Annotated in this window: 7 protein-coding genes, 2 tRNA genes, 2 rRNA genes and 1 pseudogene; 5 read left to right on the top strand and 7 right to left on the bottom strand. The window is 43.0% G+C overall.

The window, feature by feature from the left end; translation table 11 throughout:
- Nucleotides 1-43: 43 nt before the first annotated feature.
- On the top strand, nt 44-2,038 hold the full coding sequence (locus tag GD631_RS01600; RefSeq protein ID WP_143260441.1) for a retaining alpha-galactosidase: 1,995 nt from the start codon (nt 44-46) through the stop codon (nt 2,036-2,038).
- Nucleotides 2,039-2,147: 109 nt separating this feature from the next.
- Here the strand turns inward: GD631_RS01600 and GD631_RS01595 are convergent, their stop codons facing one another.
- From GD631_RS01595 to GD631_RS01565, 7 genes and pseudogenes are all read right to left on the bottom strand, one after another.
- Nucleotides 2,148-2,921: an ABC transporter permease subunit gene (locus GD631_RS01595; RefSeq protein WP_211200534.1), complete on the bottom strand. Its 774-nt coding sequence runs from the start codon at nt 2,919-2,921 to the stop codon at nt 2,148-2,150.
- 9 nt (nt 2,922-2,930) lie between these two features.
- On the bottom strand, nt 2,931-3,629 hold the full coding sequence (locus GD631_RS01590; protein WP_143260440.1) for an ABC transporter ATP-binding protein: 699 nt from the start codon (nt 3,627-3,629) through the stop codon (nt 2,931-2,933).
- Nucleotides 3,626-4,867 carry a nitrous oxide reductase family maturation protein NosD gene (gene nosD / locus GD631_RS01585; RefSeq protein ID WP_143260439.1) on the bottom strand — a complete coding sequence of 414 codons (1,242 nt, stop codon included), beginning with the start codon at nt 4,865-4,867 and terminating at the stop codon, nt 3,626-3,628. Before nosD ends, GD631_RS01590 begins: the two co-directional genes overlap by 4 nt.
- Nucleotides 4,831-5,886 (bottom strand): nitrous oxide reductase accessory protein NosL, encoded by a 1,056-nt coding sequence (locus GD631_RS01580; protein WP_185911552.1) that lies wholly within the window; start codon nt 5,884-5,886, stop codon nt 4,831-4,833. Before GD631_RS01580 ends, nosD begins: the two co-directional genes overlap by 37 nt.
- Nucleotides 5,883-7,871 carry a Sec-dependent nitrous-oxide reductase gene (gene nosZ / locus GD631_RS01575; protein ID WP_143260438.1) on the bottom strand — a complete coding sequence of 663 codons (1,989 nt, stop codon included), beginning with the start codon at nt 7,869-7,871 and terminating at the stop codon, nt 5,883-5,885. The genes GD631_RS01580 and nosZ overlap by 4 nt, the downstream gene beginning before the upstream one ends.
- 257 nt (nt 7,872-8,128) lie before the next feature.
- A pseudogene (locus GD631_RS01570) lies at nt 8,129-8,302 on the bottom strand (ISAs1 family transposase); the annotation flags it as partial.
- Nucleotides 8,303-8,399: 97 nt separating this feature from the next.
- On the bottom strand, nt 8,400-9,608 hold the full coding sequence (locus tag GD631_RS01565) for a hexokinase family protein (RefSeq protein WP_143260437.1): 1,209 nt from the start codon (nt 9,606-9,608) through the stop codon (nt 8,400-8,402).
- Nucleotides 9,609-11,414: 1,806 nt separating this feature from the next.
- Here GD631_RS01565 and GD631_RS01560 point away from each other — a divergent pair.
- From GD631_RS01560 to GD631_RS01545, 4 genes are all read left to right on the top strand, one after another.
- Nucleotides 11,415-12,943: ribosomal RNA gene (locus GD631_RS01560) — 16S ribosomal RNA — on the top strand.
- 208 nt (nt 12,944-13,151) lie between these two features.
- Nucleotides 13,152-13,228: transfer RNA gene (locus GD631_RS01555), tRNA-Ile, on the top strand.
- Between the two features lie 70 nt (nt 13,229-13,298).
- Nucleotides 13,299-13,372 (top strand) — tRNA-Ala (locus GD631_RS01550).
- A gap of 161 nt (nt 13,373-13,533) precedes the next feature.
- Nucleotides 13,534-16,414: ribosomal RNA gene (locus tag GD631_RS01545) — 23S ribosomal RNA — on the top strand.
- Together the 16S and 23S rRNA genes with 2 tRNA genes alongside form the textbook arrangement of a ribosomal RNA operon.
- The last annotated feature ends 87 nt before the right edge of the window (nt 16,415-16,501 follow it).

Here is a 16,501-nt window from a genome sequence, read left to right as displayed (position 1 = left end):
TGTATCGTTCTTCTATAATTTGATAACTACTATAATTAAAACCATGAAAAAACTGAAGATTTTATTATTCTTGTGTGTTGTCGCATGTACGCTTACGGTACAGGCGCAAAAACAATTTACTTTGAACTCTCCGGATGGAAAGCTTCAAACGACGATTACCGTAGGTGATAAGTTGACTTATGATATTTACTGTAACGGACGGCAGATCCTTGCTCCTTCTCCAATTTCGATGACATTGGATAACGGAGAAGTCTGGGGAGAGAAAGCAAAGTTGTCCGGCACTTCCGGGAAAAAAGTAGATCAGATGATTCCTTCTCCTTTCTATCGTGCCAGTGAATTAAGAGACCACTATAATGAGTTGACTCTTCGGTTTAAAAAAGACTGGAATGTAGAGTTCCGTGCGTACAATGATGGTATTGCTTACCGCTTTGTCAGCCGTGCGAAGAAACCTTTCAATGTGGTAGATGAAATAGTAGATTATCATTTCCCATCTGATATGGTAGCTTCTGTACCGTACGTAAGAGGAGGAAAGGACGGTGATTATGACTCCCAATATTTCAATTCATTTGAGAATACTTATACTACCGGTCCATTGTCAAAACTGAATAAAAAACGTTTGATGTTTTTGCCGTTAGTCGTGGATGCCGGCGAAGGTGTTAAGATTTGTATTACAGAATCCGATTTGGAGAATTATCCCGGTCTCTATTTGTCTGCTGCTGAAGGAGAAAATCGGTTGACGGGACGTTTCGCGCCATACCCCAAGAAGATGGTGCAAGGCGGACACAATCAACTTCAAATGTTGGTGAAAGAGCATGAAGCTTACATTGCCAAAGTTGATAAACCCAGAAATTTCCCGTGGCGTATGAGCATTGTTACCACTTCCGATAAGGATTTGGCAGCAAGCAACTTGAGCTATTTATTGGCTGCCCCTTCCCGTCTGACGGATCTTTCATGGATCAAACCCGGTAAAGTAGCATGGGACTGGTGGAATGACTGGAATTTGGATGGCGTTGATTTTGTAACCGGAGTAAATAATCCGACTTATAAAGCCTACATTGATTTTGCTTCTGCAAACGGTATTGAATATGTGATACTTGATGAAGGTTGGGCGGTAAATCTGCAAGCGGATTTGATGCAAGTGGTGAAAGAGATTAATCTGAAAGAATTGGTAGATTATGCAGCCTCCAAAAATGTGGGCATCATTCTTTGGGCCGGTTATTATGCTTTCGAACGTGATATGGAGAACGTTTGCCGTCATTATGCCGACATGGGAGTAAAAGGTTTTAAGGTCGATTTTATGGATCGTGACGATCAGCTTATGACTGCGTTTAATTATCGGGCTGCCGAAATGTGTGCTAAATATAAACTGATCCTCGACTTACACGGAACGCACAAACCGGCCGGTTTGAATCGTACCTATCCGAATGTGTTGAACTTTGAAGGTGTCAATGGGCTGGAACAGATGAAATGGAGTCCGGCTTCGGTAGATCAGGTGAAGTATGACGTGATGATTCCTTTCGCTCGTCAAGTATCCGGTCCGATGGACTACACTCAAGGGGCGATGCGCAATGCTTCGAAAGGTAACTATTACCCTTGTAATTCTGAACCGATGAGTCAGGGGAGTCGTTGCCGCCAACTTGCTCTGTATATTGTATTTGAATCTCCTTTCAATATGTTGTGTGATACGCCGAGCAACTATATGCGCGAACCGGAATCAACCGGATTTATTGCTGATATTCCGACAGTATGGGATGAAAGTATCGTGCTTGATGGTAAGATGGGAGAGTATATCGTAACAGCACGCCGGAGTGGAAATGTCTGGTATGTAGGTGGAATCACCGATTGGACGGCACGTGACATCGAAGTGGATTGTTCTTTTCTGGGTGATAAGACGTATGACGCTACGTTATTTAAAGATGGCGCAAATGCTCATCGGATCGGGCGTGATTATAAATGTGAATCCATCCGGATAAAAAATGACGCTAAGTTGAAGATTCATTTGGCACCCGGAGGTGGTTTTGCCCTTAAAATAAAGTAATACATTTTTCTATTTCACTTAGAAATAAGAGATAAAAGAAGAGGAAAGCTCCGGAACGAGTTTTCCTCTTCTTCCATAGTAAGAATCTCAGACCTTACTTAATATTCAATTATAAATCTTTCTTTCTGAACAATCTTACAGACCAGAGATAAGGTAACACAACCCATAACACGAGCACAAGAAAGGATACGATTATTCCTGCCTTTTTGCCTACTAACTCTTTAAAAGCAGCACCGGCATATCCCATGATTGCTGAAACATCCAGTTTTATCAGCATTTGCAATCGTGCCAAATCAATAGGGTTGAGCATCAATGTGCCGATCATAAAATGATCTATCGGATAGTCGCTGAACTGGAACAGTATGAAAAGTATGATACCGTCGTAGATCAATGCAAGGAAAAGCCAAAGAATCAATGCGAGACCAATCCCTTTGGATTTGTCAGACACAAAAGAACAGATAAGAAATGCCAGTGACACGAATACAAGAGTTATACAGAGCCCCATAAAGATCATAAGTAGTCCTGCCATGTTGAATGAATACACCAGGATAGGAATGCCTGCTCCAAGCAAATACGCGAGACAGAGACTGGAAGCTACCCCGGCATAGATGCCGTTCCAGATAGTAGCCCGACGAATAGGGTGTCCCAGCAACAGTACAATACATTCTCTGCAATTATGAAGATATATCGTAGAAAACAATATCGACATAAGGGGAACGATAAACAGGATTTCATTCATGATAGTAATCAGACCTTTGTTCACATCGTCCTCCATGGAGAAGGATACCCACGACATCACCGCTAAAACAACCAGAAAGACTAAAGTCGTTTTGTTCTTCAGTATATCTTTGAAAATGAGTTTGAAGATTTTTATCATATCCATTCTGTCTAACTATTTAATAAGTTGCATCACAGCTTCACTGATATTCTTTTCCCCTGTCTCGGCATACAGCTGGGTTAAAGATTTATTGAACAATACCGAACCGTTTTCCATAAAGACTACGTGTGAAATGATACTGTCTATATCGCTTAATATATGTGAAGTGATAAATATCGTTTTTCCATGTTCCCTTTCTTTGATAATTTTCTTTCTTAGAATGTAGGAAGCTTGTATATCCAATCCGGCGAAGGGCTCGTCCATTACCACAATATCAGGATGAAACATAAAAGCGATTGCTGCGCTTACCTTTTGCACCGTACCGCCGGAGAGGGTGTTCATTTTCTTCGTTCCCAATGCTGGAATATCGTAGGCTTCATAAATGTCTTTATCTATCTCTCCCCGGTAATTCCGGATAGACTGTACAGCTTTTATCACTTCGTTCACAGTCATGTGTTCGGGAAAAGAGCCGATTTGCGGCATGAAACCAAGATGATTCCTGCTGTCGGGATGTAAACTTACGTTTTTGTTGTCTATCCATACAGTTCCGCTATTTGGTATGACCATGTGGAGCAGGCATTTGATAAGAGTTGTTTTGCCACAACCGTTGGGACCGATAAAGATGACACAAACACCGTCCTCAAAACAGAGGCTGATGTCTTTCAGCACTTGTAAACGTCCGAAACTTTTGCTTATGTTCTTGAATTCAATCATAACTTTCTTCTCATTGCAGGTTTTTCATCAACAAAGTTTTCGGGAGTCATCGTTGGAGAAATTCTCTCGGACAAGTCGAGCATGTTGGCGATGATACTGCGAAAGAAGAGCATTGCCATTGGATTGTGTTCCACAAACATGGAAAAGAGACTCAAAGGGTGGTGAGGGACGTCTCCATATCCGTCTTTGTTCAAATCATAGCCATTGTATTTATCCCAATAATTGCCCGAAAAGGTATTGTTGTTTGTCGAGCTGCTATTGGTTGTCACATCATACGTGTTGCTGATGAAGTTGTTGTCGCTGACACAGTTTTCATAGCTGCTTGCCAGCATACGTATTCCCATTCCGTTTTTCTCGAAATGGTTGTTTCTGATTTGCACATCGTGTGTATCATCCATATAGATTGCCACACTGTTTTCCAGAAATGTATTGTGTGCAATCATACCGTCATAAATATCCTTCAATAATAATCCGTAGGAAATGTCACTCACATTCAGTTCGAACAGGTTGAATGTCATATTCACCTGATGCGAATACATCACTGCTACCCCTGCGCCGTTACGGCGGAAAGTGTTATAATGATATTCGTCATAATGCGAGAACATGAAATGCAAGCCATAACGCATACAATCGTGTACCACATTCCTGTTGATCTGTGAGGCGGAAACAAATTCCAGATAGATTCCGTCCCGATGATTGCTCACCTGATTTTGAATGATGGCCAGCGTATCGCAACTCCAGCAATGAATGGCATTGCCTAGTACGGGCAGATAGTTGATATTCGTTGTCACTTTATTTCCGGAAATTATGCCACGGGTACACTTCTGCAAATTGATCCCGATCGAGTTGTTCAGGCATACATTGTTTCTAATCACCGTTCCGTTACAGTTTACTGCTCTGATTCCACAATATTCATGCAACGATGACCGACCGGAATTTTCCAGCCGGAAGCCCTCAACGATTACATTATCCGCTTGGATCAGCATTACGTTTCCCTTATTGCGTGCATTGACCGAAGGAGAATGAATTCCTCTCAATTGAATAGACTTGTCAATGATTACATTTTCATTGTATACCCCGCCCCACACTTCGACAGTATCACCCGGATGAGCCTGTATGATAGCACTGCCTATAGTCTTGAAATTATAGGCAGCACCCACTCTGATGACCCGGGCATGGGATGTCGCAGCGGACAAAAGAATTATTGCACACCAGCAGGCAAGTCTAAATCTGTCCATGACATCACTTCCGAATGAAATTCTTTTGCATACATTTCGGCTGCATCCTGTGTTTTGAATGCGGCTATATTGCCGCCCATAGGGCTTCGGACTCCATCTCCTTTTACAAAAAAAGCAGTTTGAAGTTTCAACAGTTCGTTAGATAACAGATAATCAGGTACGAACAGGGCTTTTGCTTTTATATCCGAATGTTTCGTGAGATAATGTATCATGCAAGATAAATCGTCGAATACATAAATCTTCCCTTTGTCGGTAATGAATTCGGTTGCGAATTTCAAGTCGGTAATGGTCATTTTGCAACCGGCGCACGTATCTTTATTCATATTTATGGGGCGTGGTTCCACTTTGCCTGTGCAGGACATGGTGATGAATACCATTCCTGCAACCAGTGCCGCAACATTGGCTTTCTTTGAAAACAGTTTATATATCTTGCACTCTTTTATCGTTACGAAGGCCATAAGCACTCCCGACAGAATCATTAGTATACCTCCCAGTGCAGGGATGGAATATACGCCGAAGTTGAGCAGTTGTTTATATCCGATGATGGGTGGTTGATAGGCCATGCCCGGCACTTGGATAGCGGCTTTGGGCGAAAGGTCATGCCCGTAGTTGTAGTTCCAGTTGTAGAAATCGAAGAGTGAAACGATACCGAAGACGAGGAAGAGGAACAGGGTGAAAATCGCCCATTTCTTTTTGCCGATAAAGGCGCATGCCAATGTGAGCAATCCGAAGAATGAAATGATATAGGGTAATACGGTAAACTCAATGAAGTCTTCGGTGTACAACTCTTTCATTCCGATATAATGATTCAGGTCATTGATACTGTTTACGTCACCAGCTATCTTGTCGGCATGTAAATACAAATTCAGCCCTTCGGGATACTGTGGAGCCGAAAGTTCTATTTTCCAGATTGGAAACAGTAGTGCGGCGAAAAGAAGGCATCCTGCTATCGCCAACAGGATGCGTGATAGCAAGGAAATCTTCTCGTTTTTGAAGTTTAGTGCAGAAGAGTTTATCATTTTACGATTGTTTTAAGAGGTTTATCGTCGAAACTGCATACTAGTTTTACATTACTGTCTGCCGGAGATACGCGTACATATCCCTGCATTTCCTGATGGAGGGCGCTGCAGAAATCTGTACAATAGAATGGATAAATGCCTGTTGTTTTAGGAGTCCATTTTAGTGTTTGTGTTTCACCCGGCATCACTAACAGTTGGGCATTTTCATTGCCCTTCACTGCGAATCCATGTGGAATATCCCATTCCTGCTCAATGTTGGTGACATGGAAATAGACCGTGTCGCCCACTTTGATACCTTCTATATTATCGGGAACGATACGTGAACGGATCGAGATGAGGTAAACATGAACCTCTCCATTCTTACGTTCGATACGGGCATCGGCATCTGTCTTGGTAGCATAAGGATTTTGATTCTCGGCGAGATTGTAATATTTCATTTGTTTTTCTTTTAGTATCTCGGCGGGGATGGCTGTTGCGTAATGAGGTTCTCCTATGGTCGGAAAGTCGAGCAGTAGTTTCATCTTAGTGCCGCTTATATCATACAGCTGGGCACTTTGGCACAGTTCCGGACCGGTAGGAAGGAACCTGTCTTTGGTGATTTTGTTGTAAGCCACCATATATTTTCCATAGGGTTTGACAGTGTTACCTCCCATTACAGAAAGATGTCCGATAGAATAATAGGTAGGAACCTTGTCGAGTACTGTAAGGGTTTTGATGTTCCATTTTACGATTTCGGATGATATGAAGAAACTTGTATAGGCGTTTCCGTCTGCATCGAACTCTGTATGCAATGGGCCCAAGCCGGGTTCTTGCACTTCCCCATAAGACACAGCCTCGTATTTCAGTATGTTGATGCCGCCGAACTTGCCGTCGAACTGTTTGTCTTTTATTGCTTTCAGCATTTTTTCGTAGCTGAACACGGGAATGTTCGTCGCAAGTTTCCCGCTTGCAATGATATACTCTCCGGTGGGATCAACATCGACGCCATGAGGTGATTTGGGACAAGGAATGAGATAGCATAAATCCGGGTATTCTTTAGCATCAAGCACAAGCACCTCTTTCATCATGTCCGATGTAGCTGTCATGGTCGATTCATCAAGTACATTGTGTGCATAATGGCAAGGTTGCTTCTTTCCTGCTCCTGTGTTTGCTAGTTCTTCGGCTTTTTTCCAGTTTATGGCCAGTAGAAAGTCCTTGTCATTTTGTGAGGCATTTACTTCGAGGTTGGTATGTGCCTGCTCACTATTGTAGCAGGAGAAAAACGACCAGTCCGAGCTCTTGCCTTGACCTGAACGGCTCAAGTCGAAGTTCAATCCCGGAGTGACAATTTGGAAAGCGATGTTCATTCTCCCCGTCTGCGGATCGACTTTGATGAAGCTTAAGTGCCCTTTGAAATTCTTCTTATATGAACTAATAGGCACATCCGTATTATCGTAATCTCCCGGGACGCTGAAACGGGTACCGGCGACCATATATTCGGTATTGGCGGTAGAGAAGGGTGAAGAATGGTTGCCTGCACTGTTCGGTAACTCTATGATCTCTACAGTGCGGAATGTTTTCAGGTCAATTCTTGCCACTCGTGGCGTATTATTTTCATTGATGAAAACCCAGCGCCCGTCATACATTCCGTTGGTACGTGAGGCATCTGTATGATGGGAGTCTCCCCACGGCAGCCAACCGTGTGATGTGTTCAGCATAGCCTTGGTACCTTCATCATATCCGTATCCGTTTTCACCATTAGCAGTGAAGACCGGAATCACTTTAAGCAATCTCCCCGACGGAAGGCCATATACAGCCAACTGGCCGCTGAAACCACCAGAGACAAAATTATAAAATTCGTCGTACTTACCTGGTGCTACATACACCTTTACTGCGGCATTTTCAGCAAGCATGGCTTTGGAACCTTTTGGCTTGCAGGATGTTAGGCTACAAACAACTATCAATAATAGTATAGCAGGAAATGAAATACATTTTTGTTTGCGCATAATTTGTAATTTTTAGAATAAGGAAAAACAGAAAGTAGAAAAATAAATGGCGAGAGGGTAGCGATGAGGCCTGTGTCTTTTCTGATTAAAATAAGTAGAGAAATCATGTTTTATTGATTCCTGACAAACAAAGATATGAAAAAAAATGATTATCAATGTATTAATGTCATTTTTTGCTGTTGGCTATCAATAAAAGTCTTTCTGTTATTGTGAAAAGTGTAATATGATGTTGTTGCTCTGCCTATTGAAGATTTACTGCTCTCAATATCAGACTGTTTGATAAGTTCGGGAATAGCTTTTATCTCGTTAGACTTTTCATCCACTTTCTTTTGCCCAAGGCATATACCATTAGGTACAGTCCAAGGGCTAACCATATACAACTTGCTTCTCATACCGTTATTTGAATAAGAGCATGTATAAGGATTATTACATTAAAAAGAGAGTTTTCACACATTCCTGTCGAATTTTTATAAACAACTCGATGGGAGGATCACTCTGCAATGACGATGATAGGATGGGCGGGAGGTATCAGGATAAAGCCGCGATGCCTGTCCCTATCAAATTGGCATTATTCATGCTTTTGATATCGACTTCTACATCTTCTAAGCCGAATAAATTGAAAAGCTCTCGTAATTTTTCCATGACAATCATGTTATAGTTTTTGTCTTTTCTGTTTTTACTCCAGAAAAGGCTGCCTTCGGCAACCAGGCAAATTTTCCGTATATCCTTGTTGTATGATTTCAGCAACATGATAAGCCCTGTCAGTGAAGCCGCAACTAGCTGTGCTGATCTACTATATATCCACTGTGCCACTTCTACATACACCTCTTTATAAATATCGGGATAGTTCATAATAGAGGTAAGCTTTTGTGCGTCAAACTTTTCTTCGAACTCCTCTAATGGGAAAGTGGCTTTTAGAATATCTCCCAGATACATTCCGGATACAGCTTTCTCGAAGCGTTGTTTTCCCGGATTTCCGGAGATTCCATCCACTGTATTGTCTACTGCAGTGAGGAACGGCGGATGAAAATTCCCGGATTCCAGATTAACGGGAATCAATCCATCTACTTTATGCGACGGATTTAATTTTTTTATTTTGTCAGCCGGAATAAAAGTAGCCATATTGGTGCCTGTTCCTACAATCAGACCTATATACGCATCGTAACTACTGTCGGTAAGTCCGGCAAATAAACTGGCAACAGTGTCATTGAGCACTTTTATATTCGTAAACTTGATTTTATTTCTTTCATTCAGATAATCGAGCAAAGGTTTTCCAACAACTGCTCCGATCATCTCTTTTATGTCAACTCCTTTGGTCCAACGCAGCAGTTTGGCATCTCCGTCTGGGACGGACGCTGTCGGATAAGAAAAACAATATCCAATTGGCATCTCTTTTTCCCGTTTTATTCCGGTTATCATATCTGCCATTTCTTTGAACAACTCCTCTCGGGTATAACCGGGAGTTTTCATAATCGACATGTCTTTTTTCCAACCATTGTTAGGATGAATGGCGGGAGGAGTTTTACTAAAGTCAACAATTGCTACCCGGTAATTTGTTCCTCCTAAGTCGAGTACTAATGATTTGCCATTGATACCACTTGCTTTCGGAGTGATGAAAGTGGGAATGCATTGTATCTCTGCATTTTCAGTGTTCAAACCTTCTTCTACTTTTGCTTTAAATGAGCGAGCAATCTCTTTGAGCTGCTCATTATCTAACTGAAAAATATTTTTCTCCATGATATTATTTTTATTGTATAGAATATGTTTATGCATGAATAACAACTGAAAAGGAATTTTGCTCGGTGGGCATACGATATATGGATTCGACCGGATTTCTGGATTTATCTTTTTCTTTTTTTGCTCTTTCCAAAAGACGAATTCAGGTTACTTACGCACTTTTCTCTGCAAACGATTTTTCATTTTCATTTCTCATATTCTCATAAATGATACAATAATCTCCTGTAAAACAGCAATATAACACAATGAGAAATAAAGTATAAAATGGTATTTCTCATACTGTTTCTATCATTTATCCTTAAAAATGATGCATTTCTCATAGGTTTTAAATCGTTTCTTATCTTATTCTCATACTCCTTTTATCTATTTTGCTCCTTTCTCATGCATTATGTCTGTATCTTTTCCCGGACTCTCTTCGGACTTTACGATTATTCCTTTCTTTATGTCGTTTATTAAGCAACTTCCTATTGTTTATTGCTTTCCTGTGTATCATGTACCTTATATCTTTATGCTTTTCCTTAATCATTGCTATTTTTTCCTACTACTATCTGTATCATTGCACTCGAGTGAACAGATCTTTTCACTCGAGTAGACGGTTCTTTCTACTCTAGTGCAATGATCTGTTCACTGTAGTGGAACGATACAGATGCAGATAGGAAAATATGCGGATGTCTACTCTATATACTTTCAATAAGCACTGATAATATCTTGTAAAGCAGTGTCTAGTCTGGTATTCAGCTTGGTCTTTAGTTTAGGACCTAGCTTGAGAATTTATAGGATAAATAGCCAAAATACTATGAGAAATACCTTTAAAAGGAATGAGAAATGCGCCATTTCTAGCATAAAACTCCGGTAATGCTATGAGAAATACCATTTTATGTTTTATTTCTCATAGTACTATTCCAGTGATTTACAACCAATTACCCTACAATCTATGAGAATATGAGAAATGAAAATATAAAATCGTTTTCAGGCCGCGCATTTTTTTGCTACAATCGCTTTTCATTTTCCTTTTGGCCTTCCCCGTGAATTCATCCTTTTAGTCTCCCTTTTGCAATAAGCGGAACCAGTCATTGCCCTCTTTCCTCTTTTTTTTCATCGGACAGCTCTTCATGCGGATAACTTTCCCGTTGTGCGCCCGTATGCGCCCGCGTGTGATATAATAATGTGTATTTCCCTTATCGTTTCCGACCACGAGCCACTCGTTCTTAAAAAATATGTTCTACAACATCGTTATGGATCAGCACTTTAGGGAATTCCTTCAAAAAAAGTTCGAAAAAAGAGTTTAATATATTTGGACGGTATACGAAAAGGGCGTACTTTTGCACCCGCTTTCCAAGAGAAGAAAGCCTTGCGGAATTGACTTGTTGAAAAGGCGTGATTGGTCCTGAAGAAAAGAACAAAAAAACTTCCGAAAAGTTTTGGAGGATAATAAATAAAGTTCTTATCTTTGCACTCCGATTCGCAAAGAAAAAGGCCGGAGCCTTTCTTTTATACATTCTTTCCCTTTCGCATAGAGAGCCTGAGAAATGAGTAAAGAGAAAGGTTGGAAAAAAAACTTCCGAAAAAGTTTGGTGGTTAAAAATAAAGTCTTTACCTTTGCGCCCGCTTTTGAAACGAAAGCAGCAAGTTCTTTGAAATATTGATAAACAATACAAGTAGTACAAGTAAAAAATAGAACCGTCAATACTTGTCCGAGATTGTAGCGATACGATTTAGGATGTCAGGTATTTGAAATAAGGTCAATAAAATTACGGCGTCCTGAACAGAGCAAAAAATCATCTTAACGGATGACAAGATACTTTTACAATGAAGAGTTTGATCCTGGCTCAGGATGAACGCTAGCTACAGGCTTAACACATGCAAGTCGAGGGGCAGCATTTTAGTTTGCTTGCAAACTAAAGATGGCGACCGGCGCACGGGTGAGTAACACGTATCCAACCTGCCGATAACTCGGGGATAGCCTTTCGAAAGAAAGATTAATATCCGATGGCATATCAGTCCCGCATGAGATTGATATTAAAGAATTTCGGTTATCGATGGGGATGCGTTCCATTAGTTTGTTGGCGGGGTAACGGCCCACCAAGACTACGATGGATAGGGGTTCTGAGAGGAAGGTCCCCCACATTGGAACTGAGACACGGTCCAAACTCCTACGGGAGGCAGCAGTGAGGAATATTGGTCAATGGACGAGAGTCTGAACCAGCCAAGTAGCGTGAAGGATGACTGCCCTATGGGTTGTAAACTTCTTTTATATGGGAATAAAGTATTCCACGTGTGGAATTTTGTATGTACCATATGAATAAGGATCGGCTAACTCCGTGCCAGCAGCCGCGGTAATACGGAGGATCCGAGCGTTATCCGGATTTATTGGGTTTAAAGGGAGCGTAGGTGGATTGTTAAGTCAGTTGTGAAAGTTTGCGGCTCAACCGTAAAATTGCAGTTGAAACTGGCAGTCTTGAGTACAGTAGAGGTGGGCGGAATTCGTGGTGTAGCGGTGAAATGCTTAGATATCACGAAGAACTCCGATTGCGAAGGCAGCTCACTAGACTGCAACTGACACTGAGGCTCGAAAGTGTGGGTATCAAACAGGATTAGATACCCTGGTAGTCCACACAGTAAACGATGAATACTCGCTGTTTGCGATATACAGCAAGCGGCCAAGCGAAAGCATTAAGTATTCCACCTGGGGAGTACGCCGGCAACGGTGAAACTCAAAGGAATTGACGGGGGCCCGCACAAGCGGAGGAACATGTGGTTTAATTCGATGATACGCGAGGAACCTTACCCGGGCTTAAATTGCACCTGAATATATTGGAAACAGTATAGCCGCAAGGCAGGTGTGAAGGTGCTGCATGGTTGTCGTCAGCTCGTGCCGTGAGGTGTCGGCTTAAGTGCCATAACGAGCGCAACCCTTATCTTTAGTTACTAACAGGTTATGCTGAGGACTCTAGAGAGACTGCCGTCGTAAGATGTGAGGAAGGTGGGGATGACGTCAAATCAGCACGGCCCTTACGTCCGGGGCTACACACGTGTTACAATGGGGGGTACAGAAGGCAGCTACCTGGTGACAGGATGCTAATCCCAAAAACCTCTCTCAGTTCGGATCGAAGTCTGCAACCCGACTTCGTGAAGCTGGATTCGCTAGTAATCGCGCATCAGCCATGGCGCGGTGAATACGTTCCCGGGCCTTGTACACACCGCCCGTCAAGCCATGAAAGCCGGGGGTACCTGAAGTACGTAACCGCGAGGAGCGTCCTAGGGTAAAACTGGTAATTGGGGCTAAGTCGTAACAAGGTAGCCGTACCGGAAGGTGCGGCTGGAACACCTCCTTTCTGGAGTGATGTCGTAAGACGATGCAACTCTACATGAATAATGTAAAACGGCCATCGTTAAAAATAATGACTTTAAAGGTTCTGTTTTTTGTACTACTGGTACTTGTTTATTTATAATATATAGATCAACCATCTATAGAAGTATAGATAGAGATAAACAAGAGAAAAAAGAAGCCGAGTCTAACGCACAGGTAGACAAGGTTGAACTAGTCCTATAGCTCAGTTGGTTAGAGCGCTACACTGATAATGTAGAGGTCGGCAGTTCAACTCTGCCTGGGACTACCAAGCTCAAGAATGAGGAACAGCGAAAGCTGAAAGCTGAAAGCTAAAAAACGATATTCTTGAACAACCTCTTGGGGGATTAGCTCAGCTGGCTAGAGCATCTGCCTTGCACGCAGAGGGTCAACGGTTCGAATCCGTTATTCTCCACTCTCTCTGAAAAGAGAAAACGATCTTTGACATGATGTACAAAAAGTAAAATTAAAAGTAAGAGCTAAAAGTATATATCAAACCGTACGTGTTCGAGTATGCAATATTGATAGCTGGGAGCAATTCCAACGTCAGTACCAATACAAGAATAAAACGTTTGAAAGAAAGTAAGCAAGGGCGCATGGCGGATGCCTTGGCTCTCGGAGGCGATGAAGGACGTGATAAGCTGCGATAAGCTTCGGGTAGGTGCAAATAACCTTTGATCCGAAGATTTCCGAATGGGACAACCCGTCATTCTGAAGGAATGACATCTTGCATAGCAAGAGGCTAACGCAGGGAACTGAAACATCTTAGTACCTGCAGGAAAAGAAAATAATAATGATTCCCCTAGTAGTGGCGAGCGAACGGGGATTAGCCCAAACCAATGTTGTTACGGCAATATTGGGGTTGTAGGACCACGATATCGCAAGACATTTAGTGAGAAGAATTCTTTGGAAAATGAAACCATAGACGGTGATAGTCCGGTATTCGAAGCTAAACGAAGCGTAGTGGTATCCTGAGTAGCGCGGGACACGAGGAATCTTGCGTGAATCTGCCGGGACCATCCGGTAAGGCTAAATACTCCCGAGAGACCGATAGCGAACCAGTACTGTGAAGGAAAGGTGAAAAGCACTTCGAATAGAAGAGTGAAATAGTCCCTGAAACCGTGCGCCTACAAGCGGTCGGAGCTTCGTAAGAAGTGACGGCGTGCCTTTTGCATAATGAACCTACGAGTTACTTTTTCCGGCAAGGTTAAGCATTTCAAAATGTGTAGCCGAAGCGAAAGCGAGTCTGAACAGGGCGACTAGTCGGAAGGAGTAGACGCGAAACCAAGTGATCTACCCTTGGTCAGGTTGAAGGTTAGGTAACACTAACTGGAGGACCGAACCGATAAGCGTTGAAAAGCTTCCGGATGAACTGAGGGTGGGGGTGAAAGGCTAATCAAACTTGGAGATAGCTCGTACTCCCCGAAATGCATTTAGGTGCAGCCTTGGGAATTACTACTGTGAGGTAGAGCGACTGATAAGATGCGAGGGCTTCACCGCCTATCAAGTCTTGATAAACTCCGAATGCGCAGTAGTTCGATCCCAGGAGTGAGGGCATGGGTGCTAAGGTCCATGTCCTAAAGGAGAAGAATCCAGACCATCAGCTAAGGTCCCGAAATAATTGCTAAGTTGAACTAACGAAGTCAGATTGCTAAGACAGCTAGGATGTTGGCTTGGAAGCAGCCATTCATTTAAAGAGTGCGTAACAGCTCACTAGTCGAGGAGTTTGGCGTGGATAATAATCGGGCATCAAGCAATTTACCGAAGCTATGGGATCAGTAATGATCGGTAGGGGAGCATTCCACTCTGCGTCGAAGGTGAAGCGTGAGCTTTGCTGGAGCGTGTGGAAAAGCAAATGTAGGTATAAGTAACGATAAAGGGGGTGAGAAACCCCCTCGCCGAAAGACTAAGGTTTCCTGATCAACGCTAATCGGATCAGGGTTAGTCGGGTCCTAAGGCTCAGCCGAACGGTGAGGCCGATGGCAGAACAGGTTAATATTCCTGTACTACCTTAAGGAGTGACGTGGAGACGGAGTCGTGACAACGCCGCGGACTGACGGAATAGTCCGTTGAAGGGTGTAGATGTTGATCTTTGCAGGCAAATCCACAAAGAGAGTCGAACCTGATAGTATACCAATTCCTTCGGGAAACGGTAATAGTGCGTGTAAGCATACTCCCAAGAAAATCCGCTAAACTTAATCTTTAAGGTACCCGTACCGCAAACGGACACACGTAGTCGGGTTGAATATACTAAGGCGCTTGAGTGATTCACGGTTAAGGAACTAGGCAAATTGACCCTGTAACTTCGGGATAAAGGGTCCCAACGAGAGTTGGGCGCAGAGAATAGGTCCAGGCAACTGTTTAACAAAAACACAGGGCTGTGCTAAATTGAAAGATTACGTATACAGCCTGACACCTGCCCGGTGCTGGAAGGTTAAGAGGAGATGTCATCGCAAGAGAAGCATTGAATTGAAGCCCCAGTAAACGGCGGCCGTAACTATAACGGTCCTAAGGTAGCGAAATTCCTTGTCGGGTAAGTTCCGACCTGCACGAATGGTGTAATGATCTGGACACTGTCTCAACCGTGAGCTCAGTGAAATTGTAGTATCGGTGAAGATGCCGATTACCCGCGATGGGACGAAAAGACCCCGTGAACCTTTACTATAGCTTAACATTGAATTTGGGTAATTGATGTGTAGGATAGGCCGGAGACTTCGAAGCAGGTACGCCAGTATTTGTGGAGTCGCTGTTGAAATACGGCCCTTTGATTATTTGAGTTCTAACCCGTGGTTGCGGGGACACTGTTTGGTGGGTAGTTTGACTGGGGTGGTCGCCCTCCAAAAAGTGTAACGGAGCTTCTAAAGGTGCCCTCAGGACGATTGGTAACCGTCCGTAGAGTGTAATGGCATAAGGGCGCTTGACTGGGAGACAGACAAGTCGATCAGGTAGGAAACTAGAGCATAGTGATCCGGTGTTTCCGTATGGAAGGGACATCGCTCAAAGGATAAAAGGTACTCCGGGGATAACAGGCTGATCCCTCCCAAGAGCTCATATCGACGGAGGGGTTTGGCACCTCGATGTCGGCTCGTCACATCCTGGGGCTGGAGAAGGTCCCAAGGGTTGGGCTGTTCGCCCATTAAAGTGGCACGCGAGCTGGGTTCAGAACGTCGTGAGACAGTTCGGTCTCTATCTATCGTGGGCGTATGAAATTTGCGTGGCTCTGACACTAGTACGAGAGGACCGTGTTGGACTGACCGCTGGTTTACCAGTTGTGCCGCCAGGTGCATTGCTGGGTATCTAAGTCGGGATTGGATAAGTGCTGAAAGCATCTAAGTACGAAGCCAGCCACAAGATTAGATTTCTTAGGGTCGTCAAAGACGATGACGTTGATAGGATGCAGGTGTAAAGGTGGTAACATCAAAGCCGAGCATTACTAATTGCCCGTTCACTTTCTTTCAAATATGTACCGGTTGGGTATATACGTTTAGCGGATTACTGATACGGAAACTGGAAACAGCAAACAGAAACATAATAGTAATACTTT

Origin of the sequence: Bacteroides luhongzhouii (genome assembly GCF_009193295.2) — a bacterium.
GTDB lineage: Bacteria > Bacteroidota > Bacteroidia > Bacteroidales > Bacteroidaceae > Bacteroides > Bacteroides luhongzhouii.
Note: the sequence above shows the minus strand (reverse complement) of the source record. Positions and strands in the feature narration are given on the sequence as shown.

What these genes read in the sequence shown, in the direction of transcription:
- GD631_RS01600 (WP_143260441.1), top strand. Translation starts at nt 44, where the DNA reads ATGAAAAAACTGAAGATTTTATTATTCTTGTGTGTTGTCGCATGTACG.
- GD631_RS01595 (WP_211200534.1), bottom strand. Translation starts at nt 2,921, where the DNA reads ATGGATATGATAAAAATCTTCAAACTCATTTTCAAAGATATACTGAAG.
- GD631_RS01590 (WP_143260440.1), bottom strand. Translation starts at nt 3,629, where the DNA reads ATGATTGAATTCAAGAACATAAGCAAAAGTTTCGGACGTTTACAAGTG.
- nosD (WP_143260439.1), bottom strand. Translation starts at nt 4,867, where the DNA reads ATGGACAGATTTAGACTTGCCTGCTGGTGTGCAATAATTCTTTTGTCC.
- GD631_RS01580 (WP_185911552.1), bottom strand. Translation starts at nt 5,886, where the DNA reads ATGATAAACTCTTCTGCACTAAACTTCAAAAACGAGAAGATTTCCTTG.
- nosZ (WP_143260438.1), bottom strand. Translation starts at nt 7,871, where the DNA reads ATGCGCAAACAAAAATGTATTTCATTTCCTGCTATACTATTATTGATA.
- GD631_RS01565 (WP_143260437.1), bottom strand. Translation starts at nt 9,608, where the DNA reads ATGGAGAAAAATATTTTTCAGTTAGATAATGAGCAGCTCAAAGAGATT.